At 64.6% G+C, this 18,962-nt stretch carries 15 protein-coding genes and 1 pseudogene; 5 read left to right on the top strand and 11 right to left on the bottom strand.

Translation table 11 applies throughout. The features are described 5' to 3' along the window. Nucleotides 1-12: 12 nt before the first annotated feature. Nucleotides 13-882, bottom strand: a complete 870-nt coding sequence (gene tsf / locus QE444_RS09210) for a translation elongation factor Ts (RefSeq protein WP_187978696.1) — start codon at nucleotides 880-882, stop codon at nucleotides 13-15. Between the two features lie 131 nt (nucleotides 883-1,013). Then, nucleotides 1,014-1,751, bottom strand: coding sequence for a 30S ribosomal protein S2 (gene rpsB / locus QE444_RS09205; RefSeq protein WP_309738030.1), 738 nt, complete (start codon nucleotides 1,749-1,751; stop codon nucleotides 1,014-1,016). Between the two features lie 286 nt (nucleotides 1,752-2,037). Here rpsB and map point away from each other — a divergent pair, with 286 nt between their 5' ends. Genes map through dapC form a run of 3 tightly spaced genes read left to right on the top strand, consistent with a single transcriptional unit; the run spans nucleotide 2,038 to nucleotide 6,751 of the window. Continuing rightward, nucleotides 2,038-2,820 carry a type I methionyl aminopeptidase gene (gene map, locus QE444_RS09200; protein ID WP_133859822.1) on the top strand — a complete coding sequence of 261 codons (783 nt, stop codon included), beginning with the start codon at nucleotides 2,038-2,040 and terminating at the stop codon, nucleotides 2,818-2,820. A 10-nt stretch (nucleotides 2,821-2,830) separates the two neighbouring features. Next, entirely contained in the window at nucleotides 2,831-5,533 is a 2,703-nt protein-coding gene (locus QE444_RS09195) for a [protein-PII] uridylyltransferase (protein ID WP_133859823.1), read from the top strand. 24 nt (nucleotides 5,534-5,557) lie between these two features. Beyond that, on the top strand, nucleotides 5,558-6,751 hold the full coding sequence (gene dapC / locus QE444_RS09190; RefSeq protein WP_285387642.1) for a succinyldiaminopimelate transaminase: 1,194 nt from the start codon (nucleotides 5,558-5,560) through the stop codon (nucleotides 6,749-6,751). Here the strand turns inward: dapC and QE444_RS09185 are convergent. Beyond that, nucleotides 6,748-8,382, bottom strand: coding sequence for a Na+/H+ antiporter (locus tag QE444_RS09185; protein ID WP_273862647.1), 1,635 nt, complete (start codon nucleotides 8,380-8,382; stop codon nucleotides 6,748-6,750). The two genes, dapC and QE444_RS09185, sit on opposite strands and share 4 nt — an antisense overlap. Nucleotides 8,383-8,593: 211 nt before the next feature. On the opposite strand from QE444_RS09185, the gene QE444_RS09180 reads away from it, so the two are divergent. Beyond that, nucleotides 8,594-8,908, top strand: a complete 315-nt coding sequence (locus QE444_RS09180) for a hypothetical protein (protein WP_285387644.1) — start codon at nucleotides 8,594-8,596, stop codon at nucleotides 8,906-8,908. Nucleotides 8,909-8,959: 51 nt separating this feature from the next. On the opposite strand, the gene cysN is transcribed toward QE444_RS09180, so the two are convergent. From cysN to QE444_RS09165, 3 genes are all read right to left on the bottom strand, one after another. Further along, nucleotides 8,960-10,858: a sulfate adenylyltransferase subunit CysN gene (cysN, locus tag QE444_RS09175; protein WP_309738021.1), complete on the bottom strand. Its 1,899-nt coding sequence runs from the start codon at nucleotides 10,856-10,858 to the stop codon at nucleotides 8,960-8,962. Nucleotide 10,859: 1 nt separating this feature from the next. Next, the gene (cysD, locus tag QE444_RS09170; protein WP_007159501.1) at nucleotides 10,860-11,777 is read right to left on the bottom strand and encodes a sulfate adenylyltransferase subunit CysD; all 918 of its coding nucleotides are present in this window, start codon (nucleotides 11,775-11,777) and stop codon (nucleotides 10,860-10,862) included. 165 nt (nucleotides 11,778-11,942) lie between these two features. Beyond that, entirely contained in the window at nucleotides 11,943-12,698 is a 756-nt protein-coding gene (locus QE444_RS09165) for a Nif3-like dinuclear metal center hexameric protein (protein ID WP_273862650.1), read from the bottom strand. A gap of 117 nt (nucleotides 12,699-12,815) precedes the next feature. Here QE444_RS09165 and QE444_RS09160 point away from each other — a divergent pair, with 117 nt between their 5' ends. Continuing rightward, nucleotides 12,816-13,937 carry a trypsin-like peptidase domain-containing protein gene (locus tag QE444_RS09160; protein WP_309738015.1) on the top strand — a complete coding sequence of 374 codons (1,122 nt, stop codon included), beginning with the start codon at nucleotides 12,816-12,818 and terminating at the stop codon, nucleotides 13,935-13,937. 145 nt (nucleotides 13,938-14,082) lie between these two features. On the opposite strand, the pseudogene hisC reads toward QE444_RS09160, so the two are convergent. The 5 genes and pseudogenes from hisC to QE444_RS09135 all read right to left on the bottom strand — a co-directional run bounded on the left by hisC (nucleotide 14,083) and on the right by QE444_RS09135 (nucleotide 18,914). After that, nucleotides 14,083-15,139: pseudogene (gene hisC / locus QE444_RS09155) on the bottom strand (histidinol-phosphate transaminase). Continuing rightward, nucleotides 15,136-16,455: a histidinol dehydrogenase gene (hisD, locus tag QE444_RS09150; RefSeq protein WP_309738011.1), complete on the bottom strand. Its 1,320-nt coding sequence runs from the start codon at nucleotides 16,453-16,455 to the stop codon at nucleotides 15,136-15,138. Before hisD ends, hisC begins: the two are co-directional and overlap by 4 nt. A 289-nt stretch (nucleotides 16,456-16,744) precedes the next feature. Further along, nucleotides 16,745-17,377 carry an ATP phosphoribosyltransferase gene (hisG, locus tag QE444_RS09145; protein ID WP_187978689.1) on the bottom strand — a complete coding sequence of 211 codons (633 nt, stop codon included), beginning with the start codon at nucleotides 17,375-17,377 and terminating at the stop codon, nucleotides 16,745-16,747. Between the two features lie 9 nt (nucleotides 17,378-17,386). Further along, on the bottom strand, nucleotides 17,387-18,652 hold the full coding sequence (murA, locus tag QE444_RS09140; RefSeq protein WP_187978688.1) for a UDP-N-acetylglucosamine 1-carboxyvinyltransferase: 1,266 nt from the start codon (nucleotides 18,650-18,652) through the stop codon (nucleotides 17,387-17,389). A gap of 22 nt (nucleotides 18,653-18,674) precedes the next feature. Beyond that, the gene (locus QE444_RS09135; protein WP_007159508.1) at nucleotides 18,675-18,914 is read right to left on the bottom strand and encodes a BolA family protein; all 240 of its coding nucleotides are present in this window, start codon (nucleotides 18,912-18,914) and stop codon (nucleotides 18,675-18,677) included. Nucleotides 18,915-18,962: the final 48 nt, after the last annotated feature.

Raw genomic sequence — 18,962 nt, 5'->3', positions numbered from 1 at the left:
CGGATGCCGGTCTTACTGCTTGCTGGCAGCCAGCTGGGCAGCGACTTCGGCAGCGAAGTCGACTTCAGCCTTCTCGATGCCTTCGCCTACTTCGTAACGCACGAAGGAAACGATTTCGGCGCCGGCCTTCTTGGCCAGCTCACCGACCTTGACTTCCGGATCCTTGATGAAAGGCTGCTCAACCAGGCTGGCTTCGGCCAGGAACTTGTTGATACGACCCTTGACCATGTTCTCCACGATGTTTTCCGGCTTGCCGGCGATCTTGTCGGCATTCAGCGCCAGGAAAATTTCCTTTTCCTTGGCGACAGCTTCTTCGGAAACCTGGGAGGGATTCAGGAACTGAGGATTGCTCGCCGCGACGTGCATGGCGATTTCCTTGGCCAGTTCGGCGGTGCCACCCTGCAGGGTAACGACCACACCGATGCGGTGACCATGGAGGTAGGCGCCAACGACATCGCCTTCGACACGGGTCAGGCGACGGATGTTGACGTTCTCGCCGCACTTGGCGACCAGCGCTTCACGGGCGCTTTCCTGAGCGGCGATCAGCGGAGCGGCATCGCTCATCTTCTCGGCGAAGGCCTTGTCCAGGCTGGCGGCGACGAAGCCCTTGAAGTCGTCCTGCAGAGCCAGGAAATCGGTCTGGGAATTGACTTCGATGATGACGGCAGCCTTGTGGTCGTCAGCGACCTTGACCGCGATGGAACCTTCGGCAGCCACGTTACCGGCTTTCTTGGCAGCCTTGATGGCGCCAGCGGCACGCATGTCGTCGATGGCTTTCTCGATGTCGCCACCGGCAGCGGTCAGGGCCTTCTTGCAATCCATCATGCCTTGGCCGGTGCGCTCGCGCAGTTCTTTGACCAGGGCTGCAGTGATTTCTGCCATGTTTGAAATCCTCTTGAATCGGTTTCGAGGTCACTCCGCACGCAGGCGGAGCCAATGAAACGCCAGTAGGCAAAAAGGGGGCTAGGCCCCCTTCTCGCACGTCGAACCGCTCGACCCTAGGGTCGAAATGCTCAGCCCTCGACGGCTTCGGCAGCGGGTTCTTCGACGAATTGCTCGCTGGCACCGCCATTGCTGCCGCCACGGATCACGGCATCGGCAACGCTGCTCAGGTACAGAGTAACGGCGCGGAAGGCGTCATCGTTGCCGGGGATGATGTAGTCAACACCTTCCGGGCTGCTGTTGGTATCGACGACGCCGATGACCGGGATGCCCAGCTTGTTGGCTTCGGTGATGGCGATGCGCTCGTGGTCAACGTCGACCACGAACAGGGCATCCGGCAGACCGCCCATGTCCTTGATACCGCCCAGGCTGCGCTCGAGCTTTTCGAGGTCGCGGGTACGCATCAGGGCTTCTTTCTTGGTCAGCTTGTCGAAAGTACCGTCCTGGGACTGGACTTCCAGATCACGCAGACGCTTGATCGAGGCACGGATGGTCTTGTAGTTGGTCAGCATGCCGCCCAACCAGCGATGATCAACGAAGGGCTGACCGCAACGCGCGGCTTCTTCGCGAACGATCTTGCCGGCGGCGCGCTTGGTGCCGACGAACAGGATCTTGTTCTTGCCGGACGCCAGGCGCTCAACGAAGGTCAGGGCCTCGTTGAACATCGGCAGGGTCTTTTCGAGGTTGATGATGTGGATCTTGTTACGCGCGCCGAAGATGTACTTGCCCATCTTCGGGTTCCAGTAACGGGTTTGGTGGCCGAAATGCACGCCGGCTTTCAGCATGTCACGCATGGAGACTTGAGACATTTAGATGTTCCTCGTAGTCGGGTTGGGCCTCCACGCATCCCAATGACCAACTTCCCATCGGGAAGCACCCAGGTCATCGTGTCGATGCGTGTGTGGGGTTAGGAGCGCTGAAGGGCATAGCCCCGAAAAAGCGCGCGACTTTATATCACGCCCTGCCGGATACCACCAGCGGCGATTGCCGCATGCCGGAGGTCCGGGGTACCGCCGGCAGCCACAGCGCGGGCGCCGGCTCTGATAGAATAGCGGATCGAAAGCTGACACCCGGCGTGATACCTAGAGATTTCCGATGACCGTCATCCTCAAGACCCCTGAAGACATCGCCAAGATGCGCATCGCCGGCCAGTTGGCCGCCGAAGTGCTCGAAATGCTGGACGAACACGTGCGTCCCGGCATCACCACCGAAGAACTGGATCGGCTGGCCCACGACTACATCGTCAACGTGCAGCAGGCCATCCCCGCCCCGCTGAACTACAAGGGCTATCCGAAATCCATCTGCACCTCGCTGAACCACGTGGTCTGCCACGGCATTCCCAATGACAAGCCGCTCAAGAGCGGCGACATCATGAACGTGGACATCACCGTCATCAAAGATGGCTACCACGGCGACACCAGCAAGATGTACCTGGTGGGCGACGTGCCCGAGTGGGCCGACCGGCTCTGCCAGGTCACCCAGGAATGCCTCTACAAGGGCATCGACCTGGTGCGCCCCGGCGCGCGGCTGGGCGATATCGGCGAAGTGATCCAGAAGCACGCCGAGAAGAACGGCTTCTCGGTGGTTCGCGAATACTGCGGCCACGGGATCGGCAAGGGCTTCCACGAGGAGCCGCAGGTGGTGCACTACGGCCGTGCCGGCACGGGCCTCGAACTGCAGGCCGGGATGATCTTCACCATCGAGCCGATGATCAACCAGGGCCGCTACGAGACCCGCCTGCTGGGCGATGGCTGGACCGCCATCACCAAGGACCGCAAGTTGTCCGCGCAGTGGGAACACACGGTGCTGGTCACCGAAGAGGGTTACGAGATCCTGACCCTGCGCAAGGACGAAACCTTTCCCCGCGTTTCTGCGTGAGTGAGCGCCCATGCCCCAGGTCGATTCGGAGTTGTTCGACGCCGGTCAGTTCCAGGCTGAGCTTTCGCTGAAAGCCAGCCCTCTCGCGGCCTTCAAGAAATTCATCCGGGCCGCGAACGCCACTCTCGATGCCCGCTTCATGGCGGGCCGCAGCGTGCGCCGGCTGGTCGAGGATCGCGCCTGGTTCATCGACCAGATGCTGATCGCCGCCTGGAATCGCTTCAGTTGGCCGGAGGATGGCATCGCCCTGCTCGCGGTGGGCGGCTATGGCCGCGGTGAGCTGCATCCGCACTCGGACATCGACCTGCTGATCCTGCTGGCCGAGGAGGAACAGGAACGCTTCCGCGAATCCATCGAGGGCTTCCTGACCCTGCTGTGGGACGTGGGCCTGGCCGTGGGGCAGAGCGTCAGATCTCTGCGCGAATGCACCACCGAAGCCCTGGCCGACCTGACGGTGATCACCAACCTGATGGAAAGCCGTACCCTCGCCGGCCCCGAGCACCTGCGCCAGGCGATGCTGGCGGCCACGAGTGTCGAGCACCTCTGGCCGGGACGCGCCTTCTATCTGGCCAAGCGCGCCGAGCAGAGTGCGCGGCACGCCAAGTACAACGACACCGAATACAACCTCGAACCCAACGTGAAGGGTTCGCCCGGCGGCTTGCGCGACATCCAGACGCTGCTGTGGATCGCCCGGCGGCAGTTCGGCACCCTCAACCTGCAGGCGCTGGTAGGCCAGGGCTTCCTGACCGAAAGCGAATGCAGCCTGCTGATCTCGGCGCAGGAATACCTGTGGAAGGTCCGCTATGCCCTGCACATGCTGGCCGGGCGCGCCGAGGATCGGCTGCTGTTCGACCACCAGCGGCGCATCGCCAGCCTGCTCGGCTACGAGGACAACGACGCCAAGCTGGCGGTAGAGCGCTTCATGCAGAAGTACTACCGGGTGGTGATGGACGTGTCCCAGCTCAGCGATGTGGTCATGCAGCACTTCGAGGAAGTGAATCTGCGCGACGAGCAGGTACCGGTGGCGGTGACCCCGCTCAACAACAGATTCCAGATCCGCAACGGTTACCTGGAGGTGGTGCACCCCCAGGTATTCCTGCGCACCCCCTTCGCGCTGATGGAGCTGTTCGTGCTGCTGGCGCAGAATCCCGCGATCAAGGGACCCAGTGCCGGCACCATCCGTCTGCTGCGCGACAGCCGTCACCTCATCGACGATGCCTTTCGCCAGGACATCCGCAACACCAGCCTCTTCATCGAACTGCTCAAGAGCGAATCCGGCATCCATCGCAACCTGCGGCGGATGAATCGCTACGGCCTGCTGGGACTCTACCTGCCCGAATTCGGCCAGATCGTCGGCCAGATGCAGCATGACCTCTTCCACATCTATACGGTGGACGCCCACACCCTCAATCTCATCAAGCATCTGCGCAAGATGAGTTACGACGTCCTGGCGGAGAAGTATCCGCTGGCGACGCGGGTGATCCACAAGCTGCCCAAGCCTGAGCTGATCTACATCGCCGGGCTCTACCACGACATCGCCAAGGGCCGGGGTGGCGATCACTCGGAACTGGGCGCGGCAGACGTCGAAGCCTTCGGCCGGCGCCACCAGCTGCCGGAATGGGATACCCGCCTGGTCAGCTGGCTGGTGCGCAATCACCTGGTGATGTCCACCACCGCCCAGCGCAAGGATCTCTCCGACCCCCAGGTGATCCACGATTTCGCCCTGACGGTCGGAGATCACACTCACCTGGACTATCTGTACGTCCTCACCGTGGCCGACATCACCGCGACCAATCCGTCGCTGTGGAATTCCTGGCGCGCGACCCTGCTGCGCCAGCTCTATACCGAGACCAAGCGCGCCCTGCGGCGCGGCCTGGAAAATCCGGTCAATCGCGAAGAGCAGATCCGCAGCACCCAGCAATCGGCGCTGGACACCCTGATGCGGCGCGGCATCGATGCCGATGACGCCGAGCAGCTCTGGTCGCAGCTGGGCGACACCTATTTCCTGCGGCATACCGCGCTGGACGTCGCCTGGCACACCGAGGCCATCCTCGGCCATGGCGATACCGCCGAGCCGCTGGTACTGATCCGCGAGACCACCCAGCGCGATTCCGAAGGCGGCACCCAGATCTTCATCTATGCCGCGGACCAGCACGATTTCTTCGCGGTGACCGTGGCGGTGATGGACCAGCTCAACCTGAACATTCAGGACGCGCGCATCATCACCTCCAGCAGCCAGTTCACCCTGGACACCTACATCGTGCTGGATACCGATGGCGGCTCGATCGGCAACAATCCCGCGCGCATTGCCCAGATCCGCGGCGGCCTGATCGAGGCGCTCAAGCATCCCGAGGAATACCCGAGCATCATCAACCGCCGCGTGACCCGCCAGCTCAAGCATTTCGCCTTCTCGCCCCAGGTGAACATCTACACCGACACCACGCGCTCGGCGAGCCTGATCGAACTGACGGCACCGGATCGACCCGGACTGCTGGCGCGGGTGGGGCGGATCTTCCTCGACTTTGACCTGTCCGTGCTCAACGCCAAGATCGCCACCCTCGGCGAACGCGTGGAAGACGTCTTCTACGTCACTGACGCCGAGGGTCGTCCGCTGGCGGATCCCGGCCTGTGCAGCGCCCTGCAGCAGGCCCTGATCAAACAGCTGCGCGAGCCGGACAGCCAGACGCCGCCGCTCAGTCGTATCAGCATCTAGTCTCGAACGAAGGACCACCCGACGATGAATCCCACCCTCGACCTGCTGCAGCCCTATCCGTTCGAGAAGCTGCGTGCCCTCCTCGCCGGCGTGACCCCGCCGGCGGCGCTCAAGCCGATTCCGTTGTCGATCGGCGAGCCCAAGCACCCGTCACCGGCCTTTGTCGCCGAGGCCCTGACCGCCAACCTGGATCAGCTGGCGGTCTATCCAACCACCCTTGGCATCGCCGAGTTGCGCGAGGCCATCGCCAGCTGGGCCGGCCAGCGCTTCGGCGTACCCGCGGGCTGGCTGGATCCGGCGCGTCACGTGCTGCCGGTAACCGGTACCCGGGAGGCGCTGTTCTCCTTTACCCAGGCGGTGGTGGATCGCAGCCAGGCGGGTCTGGTGCTGAGTCCCAACCCCTTCTATCAGATCTACGAAGGCGCGGCCCTGCTCGCCGGCGCCGAGCCCCACTACCTGCCTTGTCTGGCGGACAAGGGCTTCAATCCCGATTTCGACAGTGTGCCGGACGCGGTCTGGCAGCGCTGCCAACTGCTGTTCCTGTGCTCACCCGGCAACCCTACCGGTGCCCTGCTGCCGGTGGCGACGCTGAAAAAGCTCATCGCCCTGGCCGATCGCTATGACTTCGTGATCGCCGCCGACGAGTGCTACAGCGAACTCTATTTCGACGAAGCCAGCCCGCCGCCCGGCCTGCTTACCGCCTGCGCCGAACTGGGTCGCAGCGACTTCGCCCGCTGCGTGGTCTTCCACAGCCTGTCCAAGCGCTCCAATCTGCCGGGCATGAGATCGGGCTTCGTCGCGGGCGATGCCGCCATTCTCAAGCGCTTCCTGCTCTATCGCACCTACCACGGCTGCGCCATGCCGGTGCAGGTGCAGAAGGCCAGTGCCGTGGCCTGGCGCGACGAGGCCCATGTCCGTGAGAACCGCGAGCTCTATCGGCAGAAATTCGCCGCCGTGCTGGATATCCTGCAGGGCAGCCTGGAAGTGTCGCTGCCGGATGGCGGCTTCTATCTCTGGGCTCGGACACCGGTCGATGACGAAGCCTTCGCCCGCGATCTGTTCGCCCGCGAACACGTGACCGTGGTGCCGGGCTCCTACCTGTCGCGGGACGTCGCGGGCATCAATCCGGGCGCCGGTCGGATCCGCATGGCGCTGGTCGCGCCCCTGGCCGAGTGCGTGGAGGCGGCGGAGCGCATCTGCCGCTTCTGCCAGGGCTAGCGGTTGCCCTGATCGCGCATCAGCGCGGTCTCCTGGATGTCCAGCTCACGCAGGAATTCGCTGACCACCAGGTCATCGATTACCCCGGCGATACGCAACCGATAGAGTTCGCGGCGCTGGGCGCGGATGGCGAGCAGGCGCAGCTCGCCATCCAGGGTATCCCTCAGCCGCGCCAGGGAACGGGCATCCTCGCTGTCATCGGCGGAACTCAGTTCGTCGCGGAATTCGGCGATGATGCCGGCCTTGATCTCCGCCTGCAGCGCGGCCCGCGCCGGCTCGTCGGCATCGCTCGATGCCACGTCTTCCAGCGCCGCTATGGCGGCTCGGGCGGCATTGATTCGCACCTCGCAACGCTCCCGCTCCAGCAGGTCATTGGACTGCTCCGGCAAGCGCGCCAGTAGCAACGGAATCCCGATGCTCGCCACCACCAGTGACAGCAGGATCACGCCCGCGGCGATGAACACCAGGATGTCACGCAGGGGAAAGGGCGTGCCATCCGAGAGCAGCAGCGGCAGCGAGAGCACACCGGCCAGGGTCACGGCACCACGGACCCCGCTGAGCGAGGCGATGGCGGCGATCAGGCGGGGGTCGCCCGCGATGGTGATGGGCCCGCTGCCAGGCTGGGTCAGGTGCCAGTAGCCGAGGATGACCCCGAAGCGAATGGCCATGATCACCCCGTAGGCACCCAGCACATAGAGCGTCAGCCAGCCCGCGGCCGGCCAGAGCGCCTGGGAGGCCGGCAGCGCGGCCGCCAGGATGTCGGGCAGCTGCAGACCCAGGATCAGGAACACCAGGCCGTTGAAGGCGAACTCCACCAGCCCCCAGACGCTGTGATTGAGCAGGCGGGTAGCGGTCTGGCGGGGCAGCATGTCGACCCGGCTCTGCATCATTCCGGCGGCCACGGCGGACAGGATGCCGGAAACGCCCAGTCGCTCCGCCAGCACATAGGCGGCGAAGGGCAGCAACAGCATGAAGACGACATGAGGCGCGGCGTCGCTCCAGCCGCGCTTCACCACCATCCAGGCGCGCGCTTGGCCGACCAGCCAGCTCAGCACCCCGCCGACCAGTACGCCGCCCACCGCGACGATGACGAATTCCAGACTGGCCTGGCTCAGCGAAAAGGCGCCGGTCAGGGCCGCCGCCACGGCGAACTTGAAGGTCACCAGACCCGAGGCGTCATTGAGCAGGGCCTCGCCCTGGATGACGTGCAGCAGGGCGCTGGGCAGCCGGCCGCGGACGATGCTGGAAACCGCCACGGCATCGGTGGGCGACAGTACCGCCGCCAGGGCGAAGGCCACCGCCCAAGGCAGGTGCAACATCCAGTGCAGGAACCAGCCGGCGCCCAGCACCGTGAGGAACACCAGGCCGAAGGCCAGGACGAAGATCGGTCGGCGCAGGCGCCAGAACTCCCGCTTGGGCATGCGCCAGCCATCGGAGAACAGCAATGCCGGGATGAACAGCAGCAGGAAGAGTTCGGGGTCCAGGGCGACATGCAGCCCCAGGGTGGGCCAGGCGAGCAAGGCGCCGACCACCACCTGGATCAGGGGCAGCGGAATGGGAATGAGATGGACGCTGAGACGGGTGGCACCCACCATCAGCAGGAGGATCAGAGCGGTATAGAGAATCTGCACGGTGGTCTCGTGGTCAGGGCACCGGTTGCGGTACCAGATACAGGAGATGCATCCCGCGGGAGTGGGGACACGTCGACCTCGAGTTGTTGGGACTGATGTCCCCGTATTTGGTTTTACCCAAACTTTACCCGTGTCGATCTAGGCGACTCGCCGCCCTTGCGGTCTGATAGACATACCCGGTTTCATATCCCCGGGTTGCAGGAGAATGATCATGCTACGTCGCATCACTCAAGTCGTGGTGCTTGCCGGTTGCCTCACCATCGCCGGTCAGGCGTCCGCCCACAGTCGTGGCCCCGGTCCGGCCTTTCTCGGTGCCGTAGTGGGCGCCGTGGTTGGCGGAGCCATCGTCTCCCATTCCTACGCCCGCGAGCCAGTCTATGTCGAAGGGCCACCGCCGCCGCCTCCGCCGCGCGTGGTCTATTACGAACCGGCACCGGTCTACGAATATCGCGTGGTGGAGCCGCGCCCCGTGTACTACGGCCCGCCGCCTGGCGCCTACTATTACGGCCCGCCCCCGCGCTGGTAAAGGCCCATGAAAAAACCCGCCGAGAGGCGGGTTTTTTCATGACTGAACGCCCTAGATCACCTGACGCCGACGCAGGACGTCGAGGATCTGCTGGACGCCCTCCTCCACCGACAGCTGCTCGGTGTCGAGCACCAGATCGGCGTCTTCCGGGGAATCGTAGGCGAAGGACAGGCCCGGGATATTGTCACCACCGGCCGCATAGAGCCCCTGGGGATCGCGCTCGGCACAGGCCTTGGGCGATGCCTTGACATGCACGGTCAGCAGCCGCTCGGCGCCGATCAGCGCCTGGGCCTGGGCCCGGCCCTCGGCATCGGGTGCAACGAAGGCAGCCAAGGCGATCAGGCCAGCCTCGTTGAACTGGCGGGCCACCTGGGCGGCGCGCAACCAGTTCTCGCGACGACCGGCGCGATCCTGCGGCAGCCCCTTGTTCAGGTCGTGGCGCAGATTCTGGCCGTCCAGCACGAAGACCGCACGCCCGGCATCGAACAGCCGACGCTCCAGCGCATAGGCCAGGGTGGTCTTGCCGGCACCGGAGAGACCGGTAAAGAGCACCGTGGTGGGCTGCTGACCGAAACGGGCCGCCCGCTCGCTGGTGGCGACGTGCAACTGATGCGCGCCCTGGCCGTGGCCGGTAGCGCCCACCGGTTCGGCGATGATCATGCCGGCGCCCACGGTGCCGTTGGTCAGGCGGTCGATGACGATGAAGGCACCGGTGGTGCGGTTGACGCCATAGCCGTCCAGGGCGATGGCGGTATCCAGGGCCACCTTGACCCGGCCGATCTCGTTGAGCTTGAGTTCGCTGGCCGCGCCGTGCTCTAGGGTATTGACGTCCACCGTGTGCACGATGCTCGGCAGCGAACCCGGCAAATAGCTGGTGGCCCGCTTGATGTCGTACTTCTTGCCCGGGCGCATGGGCTCCTCGGCCATCCACACCAGCATGGCCTCGAAGCTGTCGGTCACCTGCGGACGATTGTCGGCATGCACCAGGACATCGCCACGGGAGATGTCGATCTCGTCTTCCATGGTCAGGGTCACCGCCTGGCCAGGACCCGCCTGCTCCAGCTCACCTTCGTAGGTGACGATGGACTTGACCCGGCTGCCCTTGCCCGACGGCAGGACCACCACGGCATCGCCCTTGGTGACCACGCCCGAGGCCAGGGTCCCGGCGAACCCGCGGAAGTTGAGGTTGGGCCGGTTGACGTACTGCACCGGGAAGCGCAGGTCGTCGAGGTTGCGATCCGCAGCGATCTCGACGCTTTCGAGGATCTCCATCAGAGGCTTGCCGCTGTACCAGGGCGTCTGCTCGCTACGATTGACCACGTTGTCGCCCTTGAGCGCCGACATGGGCACGAAATGGATGTCCTTGGCGTTCAGCTCGATGCGCTGGGCGAAGGCCAGGTAGTCGTCCTTGATACGCTCGAACACCGCTTCGTCGAAGCCCAGCAGGTCCATCTTGTTGATGGCGACCACGATGTGCTTGATACCCAGCAGCGAGGCGATGTAGCTGTGCCGGCGGGTCTGGGTCTGGATGCCGTAGCGGGCGTCGACCAGGATGATCGCCAGGTCGCAGGTGGAGGCACCGGTGGCCATGTTGCGGGTGTACTGCTCATGGCCGGGGGTGTCGGCGATGATGAACTTGCGCTTGGCGGTGGAGAAATAGCGATAGGCCACATCGATGGTGATGCCCTGTTCGCGCTCGGCCTGCAGGCCGTCCACCAACAGCGCCAGGTCGACCTCCTCGCCGGTGGTCCCCACCTTCTTGGAATCGCGGGTGATGGCTTCCAGGTGATCCTCGTAGATCATCTTGGAGTCGTGCAGCAGGCGCCCGATCAGGGTGCTCTTGCCGTCGTCGACATTGCCGCAGGTGAGGAAGCGCAGCAGCTCCTTGCGTTCGTGCTGCGCGAGGTAGGCCAGGATATCCTGGCCGATCAGATCGGATTGGTGCGACATCTTAGAAATACCCCTGACGTTTCTTCTCTTCCATGGATCCGGCGCCATCGTGGTCGATGACCCGGCCCTGGCGTTCGGAGGTGCGGGTGAGCAGCATCTCCTGGATGATGTCCGTCAGCGTGGTCGCCTGGGACTCCACCGCGCCGGTCAGGGGGTAGCAGCCGAGGGTACGGAAGCGCACCTGGCGCTTGTGGATGCGTGCCTTCTCCTCGGGCGAGAGGTGTTCGAGGATGCGGTCGTCGTCGATCATGAGCAGGGTGCCGTTCTTCTCGATCACCTCGCGCTCGGCGGCGAAGTACAGCGGCACGATCGGGATGCCTTCGAGATAGATGTACTGCCAGATGTCCAGCTCGGTCCAGTTGGACAGCGGAAAGACGCGGATCGACTCGCCCTTGTTGGTCTTGCCGTTGTAGATGTTCCACAGCTCGGGACGCTGGTTCTTGGGATCCCAGCGGTGCTTGCTGTCGCGGAAGGAATAGACGCGCTCCTTGGCGCGAGACTTCTCCTCGTCGCGGCGCGCGCCGCCGAAGGCCGCGTCAAAGCCGTACTTGTCCAGCGCCTGCTTGAGGCCCTGGGTCTTCATGATGTCGGTGTGCTTGGCGCTGCCATGGGTGAAGGGATTGATGCCCTGGGCGACCCCTTCCGGATTCTTGTGCACCAGCAGATCGAGACCCATGTCGGCGACCATGCGATCGCGGAATTCGTACATGGCCTGGAATTTCCAGCCGGTGTCCACGTGGAGTACCGGGAACGGCAGCTTGCCGGGAAAGAAGGCCTTGCGGGCCAGGTGCAGCATCACGGCCGAATCCTTGCCGATGGAATACAGCATGACCGGGTTGTCGAACTCGGCGGCCACTTCACGGATGATGTGGATGCTTTCCGCCTCAAGCTGTTTGAGGTGCGTCTGTTTGTCGAGCATGGCTACTCACGATTGCAGAAAGGTGGCCTAGGAGATGTCCGTTGCGGCATCCAGTCGACTGGACACACCGGACAGAGCGGGCCGTGGACGAACCTCAACCTTACCATAGGCAACGGTTATGGCCCGCCAAGCCATCTAGATCCAGAAGTTATATGCTTATGACGCTCAGGCGGGATTGTCGCAGTCGATGAAGCGATGCTCGATGCCCAGCTGCGCGGCCAGAAAGTCGCCCAGCGCCTGGACGCCATAGCGCTCGGTGGCATGGTGGCCGGCGGCAAAGAAACTCACCCCGTTCTCGCGGGCACTGTGCACCGTCTGCTCGGACACCTCACCGGTGAGATAGGCATCCACTCCCGCGGCAATGGCCTGATCGATGTAGCCCTGGGCACCGCCGGTGCACCAGGCCAGGCGCCGGATCGACCGCCCGCCGTCGACCACCAGCGGCTCGCGTTGCAGCACAAGCGCCACCTGCCGAGCGAAGTCCGCGGCGGACCGTGGCTGCGGCAATTCGCCTTGCCAGATCAGTCCCTTGGCATCACCCGGCAGCGGTCGGATATCCTGCAGACCCAGGCGGCGACCCAGTTGGACGTTGTTGCCCACCTCGGGATGGACGTCCAGCGGCAGGTGATAGGCCAGCAGGCTGATGTCGTGGCTCAGCAGCGTCTTGATCCGCCGGTGCTTCATGCCGATAAGGCGGGCGTCCTCGTTTTTCCAGAAATAGCCGTGGTGCACCAGGATGGCATCGGCCCCGGCCGCCACGGCGGCGTCCAGCAGCTGCTGGGAGGCGGTGACGCCACTGACCAGCAGATGCACCTGCTCGCGGCCCTGGACCTGCAGGCCATTGGGGCAATAATCCTGGATCCGGGCCGACTCCAGGTAGCGGTCGGCGGTCTCCACCAGTTGATCAAGGGACAGGGTCACGGACGGCTTACCTCCTCGCTGGCGGCGCCACAGCGTGTCTTCGGGTGGCGCCGCTCCTTATAATGCCCACCAGCTTATCCGGCGCACCCCGGGTGGACAAATTCAAGGATGTGATCGATGTACAAGGCTTTGCGTTATCTCGGCTGGCCCGTGCTGTGCGGTCTGCTCGTTGCGGCCCTGATCATGCAGCGCTATCCGCAATGGCTCGGCCTGCCCGCCCAGCCGCCGCTGTTCGAGGCGGCCCAGGCGCCTGCGCATTCGCGCCAGCAGGGACCGGTCTCCTATGCCGACGCGGCGAGTCGCGCCGCGCCAGCGGTGGTCTCGCTGCGTTCGACCAAGGCGGCCAAGCCGGGCAAGGCCGGTGACACGGCCAGTGACCGCAAGGGTGCGACCAAACCGGTGGAGGAGCTCAGCCTGGGCTCGGCCGTGCTGATGAGCCATGACGGTTATCTGCTGACCAACAACCACGTGACCCTCGACGCGGAATCCATCGTGGTGGCGCTTGCCGACGGGCGTCAGACCCTGGCCAAGCTGATCGGCAACGATCCGGCCACGGACCTCGCCGTGCTCAAGATCGACCTGCCCAACCTGCCGGCCATCTCGGTGGGCGATTCGACCGCCATCCGCATCGGTGACGTGGTACTGGCCATCGGCAATCCCTTCGGCGTCGGCCAGACGGTGACTATGGGTATCATCAGCGCCACCGGCCGCAACCAGCTGGGTCTCAATACCTACGAGGACTTCATCCAGACCGATGCGGCGATCAACCTGGGCAATTCGGGCGGAGCGCTGGTGGATGCCAACGGCAATCTGATCGGCATCAACACCGCCATCCTTTCCGGCGGCTCCCAGGGCATCGGCTTCGCCATCCCGATCAAGCTGGCCATGGAGGTCATGCGCTCGATCATCCAGCATGGCCAGGTCATCCGCGGCTGGCTGGGGGTGGCAGTGGAAGTCATCACGCCAGAGCTGGTCAAGACCTACGGCCTCAAGGTCGACCAGGGCATCGTGGTGACCGATATCGATCCGGAAGGACCGGCGCACAAGGGCGGTCTGCGCGCGGGCGACGTACTGGTCAAGCTGGCCGGCCAACCGATCAGGGACGGCCGGCTGGCGATGAACCAGATCGCCCGCAAGCAACCCGGCGACAGCATCCCCATCGAGGTGCTGCGACAAGACAAGACCGTGCAGGTCAAGGTTACCGTCGGGCTGCGCCCCCTGATGGAAAAGGCACGCTAGGCTCTATACGTAAAGTGCCTACGCTCGGTGATGCTTCGTTGAAAAGCGCTTCGGAATGCTCATTTACCATTCGTAAACTCCGCTTCCTCGGCGCTTTTCGCCTCGCTTGACCATCGCTCGGCAACTTTTCGAACAGAGCCTAAGCTCAGAGGGTATCGAGGGCCTTGATCAACGCCTGATTCTGCACGGGCGTACCAATGGTGATGCGCAGGAAGTCGGCGATGCGTTCGGGACGGCTGAAGTGGCGCACGATGACGCCATGCTCGCGCAAGCCCGCGGCCAGCACCGCCCCGCCCTTCTGCACATGACGGGCGAAGATGAAGTTGGCGGCCGAGGGCAGGACTTCGAAGCCGCGCTCCAGCAACTGGCCGACCAGGGCTTCGCGACTTTCGACCACCTGCCGGCAGGTCTCGTCGAAATAGGCGCGATCCTCGAAGGCAGCGGTCGCGCCGGCCAGGGCCAGGCGATCCAGCGGATAGGAGTTGAAGCTGTTCTTGATCCGCTCCAGGGCCTCCATCAGCGGCGCCTGACCCATGGCCAGGCCTACCCGCAGACCGGCCAGGGAACGGGACTTGGACAGCGTCTGGGTCACCACCAGATTGGCATGGCGCTCGATCAGGGCAACCGCCGACTCCGCCCCGAAGTCGACATAGGCTTCGTCCACCACCACCACCGAGGTCGGATTGCCGGCGACGATGCGCTCGATGGCGTCCAGCGCCAGGGCGCTGCCGGTCGGTGCATTGGGGTTGGGGAAGATGATGCCGCCATTGGGGCGCAGATAGTCCTCGGGGACGATCTGGAAATCCTCGTCCAGCGCCGGGGTCTCGAAGGCGATGTCGTAGAGGCCGCAATAGACCGGATAGAAGCTGTAGCTGATGTCCGGGAACAGCACGGGTCGGCCATGGCCGAACAGCCCCAGGAAGATGTGCGCCAGCACCTCGTCCGAGCCGTTGCCGACAAACACCTGGTCGCTCTGGATGCCGTAGTAGCGGGCGACGGCGTCCTTCAGCGCCTGGCCGTTGGGCGTCGGGATAGAGGCGCAGGTCGTCGGTGGCTGCGGCGCGGATGGCGTCCAGCGCCCGCGGCGACGGACCGTAGGGATTCTCGTTGGTGTTGAGCTTGACCAGGTTGGTCAGCCTGGGCTGCTCACCGGGTACATAGGGCACCAGATTCTTGACGAAGGGACTCCAGAGTTCGCTCATGCCTGCTCCTCCTGAATGCGGTATTCGGCGCTGCGGGCGTGGGCGGTCAGCGACTCGCCACGCGCCAGGACCGAGGCGACCCGGCCCAGCGCGGAAGCGCCAGCGGCCGAGCAGTGGATGATCGAGGAACGCTTCTGGAAGTCGTATACGCCCAGGGGCGAGGAGAAGCGCGCGGTGCCCGACGTCGGTAGTACATGGTTGGGACCGGCGCAGTAGTCGCCCAGGGCCTCGGCGGTGTAGCGCCCCATGAAGATGGCGCCGGCGTGGCGGATCTTGGGTAGCCATTGCTCGGGCTCGGCGACGGACAGTTCCAGGTGTTCGGGGGCGATGCGATTGGCCACCTCGATGGCCTGGGCCATGTCGGTGACTTGGATCAGGGCACCCCGCCCTTCCAGGGAGGCGCGGATGATGTCGGCGCGCTCCATCTCCGGCAGCAGGCGAGCGATGCTGGCCGCCACGGCGTCGAGGAAGGCGGCGTCCGGACTGACCAGGATGGCCTGGGCGTCCTCGTCGTGCTCGGCTTGGGAGAACAGGTCCATGGCGATCCAGTCGGGATCGGTCTGGCCATCGCAGACCACCAGGATCTCCGACGGGCCGGCGATCATGTCGATGCCGACCTTGCCGAACACGTGGCGCTTGGCGGTGGCGACATAGATGTTGCCGGGACCGACGATCTTGTCCACCGGCGGTACGCTTTCGGTGCCATAGGCCAGGGCGGCCACGGCCTGGGCGCCGCCAATGGTGAAGACGCGATCGACACCGGCCAGGGCCGCAGCGGCCAGCACCAGTTCGTTGACCTCGCCGCGGGGCGTCGGCACCACCATGACCACCTCGCGCACACCGGCGACCTTGGCGGGGATGGCGTTCATCAGCACCGAGGACGGATAGGAGGCCTTGCCCCCCGGCACATAGAGACCGGCACGATCCAGCGGGGTGACCTGCTGGCCGAGCACGGTGCCATCGGCCTCCTGGTACTGCCAGGAATCCTGGCGCTGCTTTTCATGATAACGACGGACGCGCTCGGCGGCGGCTTCCAGCGCGGTGCGCTGCTCCGGCGTGATGCGGGTCAGGGCTTCTTCCAGGCGCGCGCGCGGCAGGATGAGATCGCTCATAGCGGTCGCCTCGACGCCATCGAAGCGGCGGGTGTATTCGAGCAGCGCGGCGTCGCCCTGGTGGCGCACGTCGGCGATGATCGCCAGGACCCGCTGGTTGATGTCGGCGTCGGACACCCCTTCCCAGCTCAGCAGATGATCCAGATGCTCGGCGAAATCCGGAGCGGCGGCGGCGAGTCGGCGGATGGCGAGCGGAGCGGTCATGGCGGATCCTCTTCAGGAGAGCGAAAGGGGCGCCCGAGAGTAACAGCCGGCTCCGTGTGGGCGCCCGACAATTTGGCTATGGCACGGATAGGCGAAGCTGGAGGGATGGAAGCGGTCCGAGCCGGCATCAACCTGCCGGCCAGGACCCAGAGCCTGTTCAAAGTCTCGCGAGCTAGAGACAAACAAGGCAAAAGTGGCTGAGGAAGCAAAGTTTACGAGTGGTAAATGAGCATTCCGAAGCCATTTTCAACGTAGTTTGGCCGACGCGCAGCAGGCTTTGAACAGGTTCTCAGGCGCCTCGCACCTCGACGGCCTGGCGCAGGGTCTCGATGAGCGCCTGGATACGACCGTGCTGCATCTTCATCGAGGCCTTGTTGACGATCAAGCGCGAGCTGATGTGGGCGATCAGCTCCTGGGGTTCGAGACCGTTGGCCTTGAGGGTATTGCCGGTGTCGACCACGTCGATGATCTTGTCGGCCAGCCCCACCAGCGGTGCCAGCTCCATGGAGCCGTACAGCTTGATGATGTCGACCTGGCGGCCCTGCTCGGCATAGTAGCGCTTGGCGACATTGACGAACTTGGTCGCCACCCGCAGCCGGCCACGCGGCGCCGGAGCGCCCACGGCACCCGCGGTCATCAGCTTGCAGCGGGCGATGCGCAGGTCCAGCGGCTCATAGAGGCCATCGCCGCCGTATTCCATCAGCACGTCCTTGCCGGCCACGCCCAGGTCCGCGGCGCCATGCTCCACGTAGGTGGGCACGTCGGTGGCGCGGACGATGAGCAGGCGCACATCGTCCTGGGTGGTCGGGATGATGAGCTTGCGGCTCTTGTCCGGATTCTCGGTCGGCGCGATCCCCGCCGCTGCCAGCAGCGGTAGGGTGTCGTCGAGGATACGGCCCTTGGACAGGGCGATGGTCAGCATCGGAGGTCCTTACTTGGGCGTACGACGGATCTTGGCACCGAGCAGCTGGAATTTCTCCTCGATGCATTCGTAGCCGCGGTCGATGTGGTAGATGCGATCGATCAGGGTATCGCCTTCGGCCACCAGGGCCGCGATGACCAGGCTCGCCGAGGCGCGCAGGTCGGTCGCCATGACCGGGGCGGCCTTGAGGCGCTGGACGCCGGTGACGATGGCGGCATTGCCTTCGATGGCGATGTTGGCGCCCATGCGCACCATCTCGTGAACGTGCATGAAGCGGTTCTCGAAGATGGTCTCGACCACGGTACCGGTGCCTTCGGCGACGGCGTTCATGGAGATGAACTGGGCCTGCATGTCGGTGGGGAACGCCGGGTAGGGCGCCGTGCGGATGTTGACCGCGCGGGGGCGATTGCCCTTCATGTCCAGCTCGATCCAGTTGCTGCCGGTCGAGATGTGGGCACCGGCCTCTTCCAGCTTGGCCAGCACGGCCTCGAGGATGGTCGGATCGGTGTCCTTGAGCTTGACGCGGCCGCGGGTGGCAGCGGCGGCGACCAGGTAGCTGCCGGTCTCGATGCGGTCCGGCAGCACCGAATAGGTGGCGCCGCCCAGGCGCTCGACGCCTTCCACGGTGATGGTGTCGGTACCGGCGCCCTGGATGTTGGCACCCATGGCGATCAGGCAGTTGGCCAGATCGACGACCTCGGGCTCGCGAGCGGCGTTCTGGATCACGCTGCGACCCTTGGCCAGGGTGGCGGCCATCAGCACGTTCTCGGTGCCGGTCACGCTGACGGTATCGAAATAGTAGTGGGCACCGCGCAGGCCGCCGGCCGGCGCCTTGGCCTTGATGTAGCCGCCCTCGACGGTGATCTTGGCACCCATGGCCTCCAGGCCGCGCAGGTGCAGATCGACCGGACGCGAGCCGATGGCGCAACCGCCGGGCAGGGCGACTTCCGCTTCGCCGAAGCGCGCGACCATCGGACCCAGCACCAGGATCGAGGCGCGCATGGTCTTGACCAGTTCATAGGGCGCGACCAGGGTCTTGATGCTGGACGCATCCACCTCGACATTGAGCTTTTCACCGATCACCGGCTGGACGCCCATGCGGCCGAACAGCTCGATCATGGTGGTGATGTCGTGCAGGTGCGGCAGGTTGGCGATGGTCACCGGGGTATCGGCGAGCAGGGTCGCGGCGAGGATCGGCAGGGCGGAGTTCTTGGCCCCGGAAATGCGAATTTCACCGTTCAGGCAGTTGCCGCCGGTAATGATCAGTTTGTCCATAGCGAGTTCTCGGCGCTGCGAATCAGGCGCGTTCGGCCCAGGCAGCACGGGTGAAGAATTTCATGGTGACAGCATGGATGCTGCCATCGGCGATCTGCGGCTGGAGATGGGAGTAGACCTGCTGCTGACGCTTGACCGGGCTGAGTGCCTGGAGCTCGTCGCTGATCAGGTAGAGCTGAAAATTGCAGCCCTCGCCTTCCACTTCGACCTGGGTATCGGCCAGTTTTGCCTCAAGGAGGCTTTTGACTTCTTGGGCCTGCATGGCGGCACCTCGGCAATCTAGTACAGCCGGCGATCATACAAAAAAACC

This window comes from Pseudomonas sp. SORGH_AS_0199, from assembly GCF_031453735.1.
GTDB lineage: Bacteria > Pseudomonadota > Gammaproteobacteria > Pseudomonadales > Pseudomonadaceae > Chryseomonas > Chryseomonas aestiva.
This window is presented reverse-complemented; position numbering and strand designations above follow the sequence as displayed.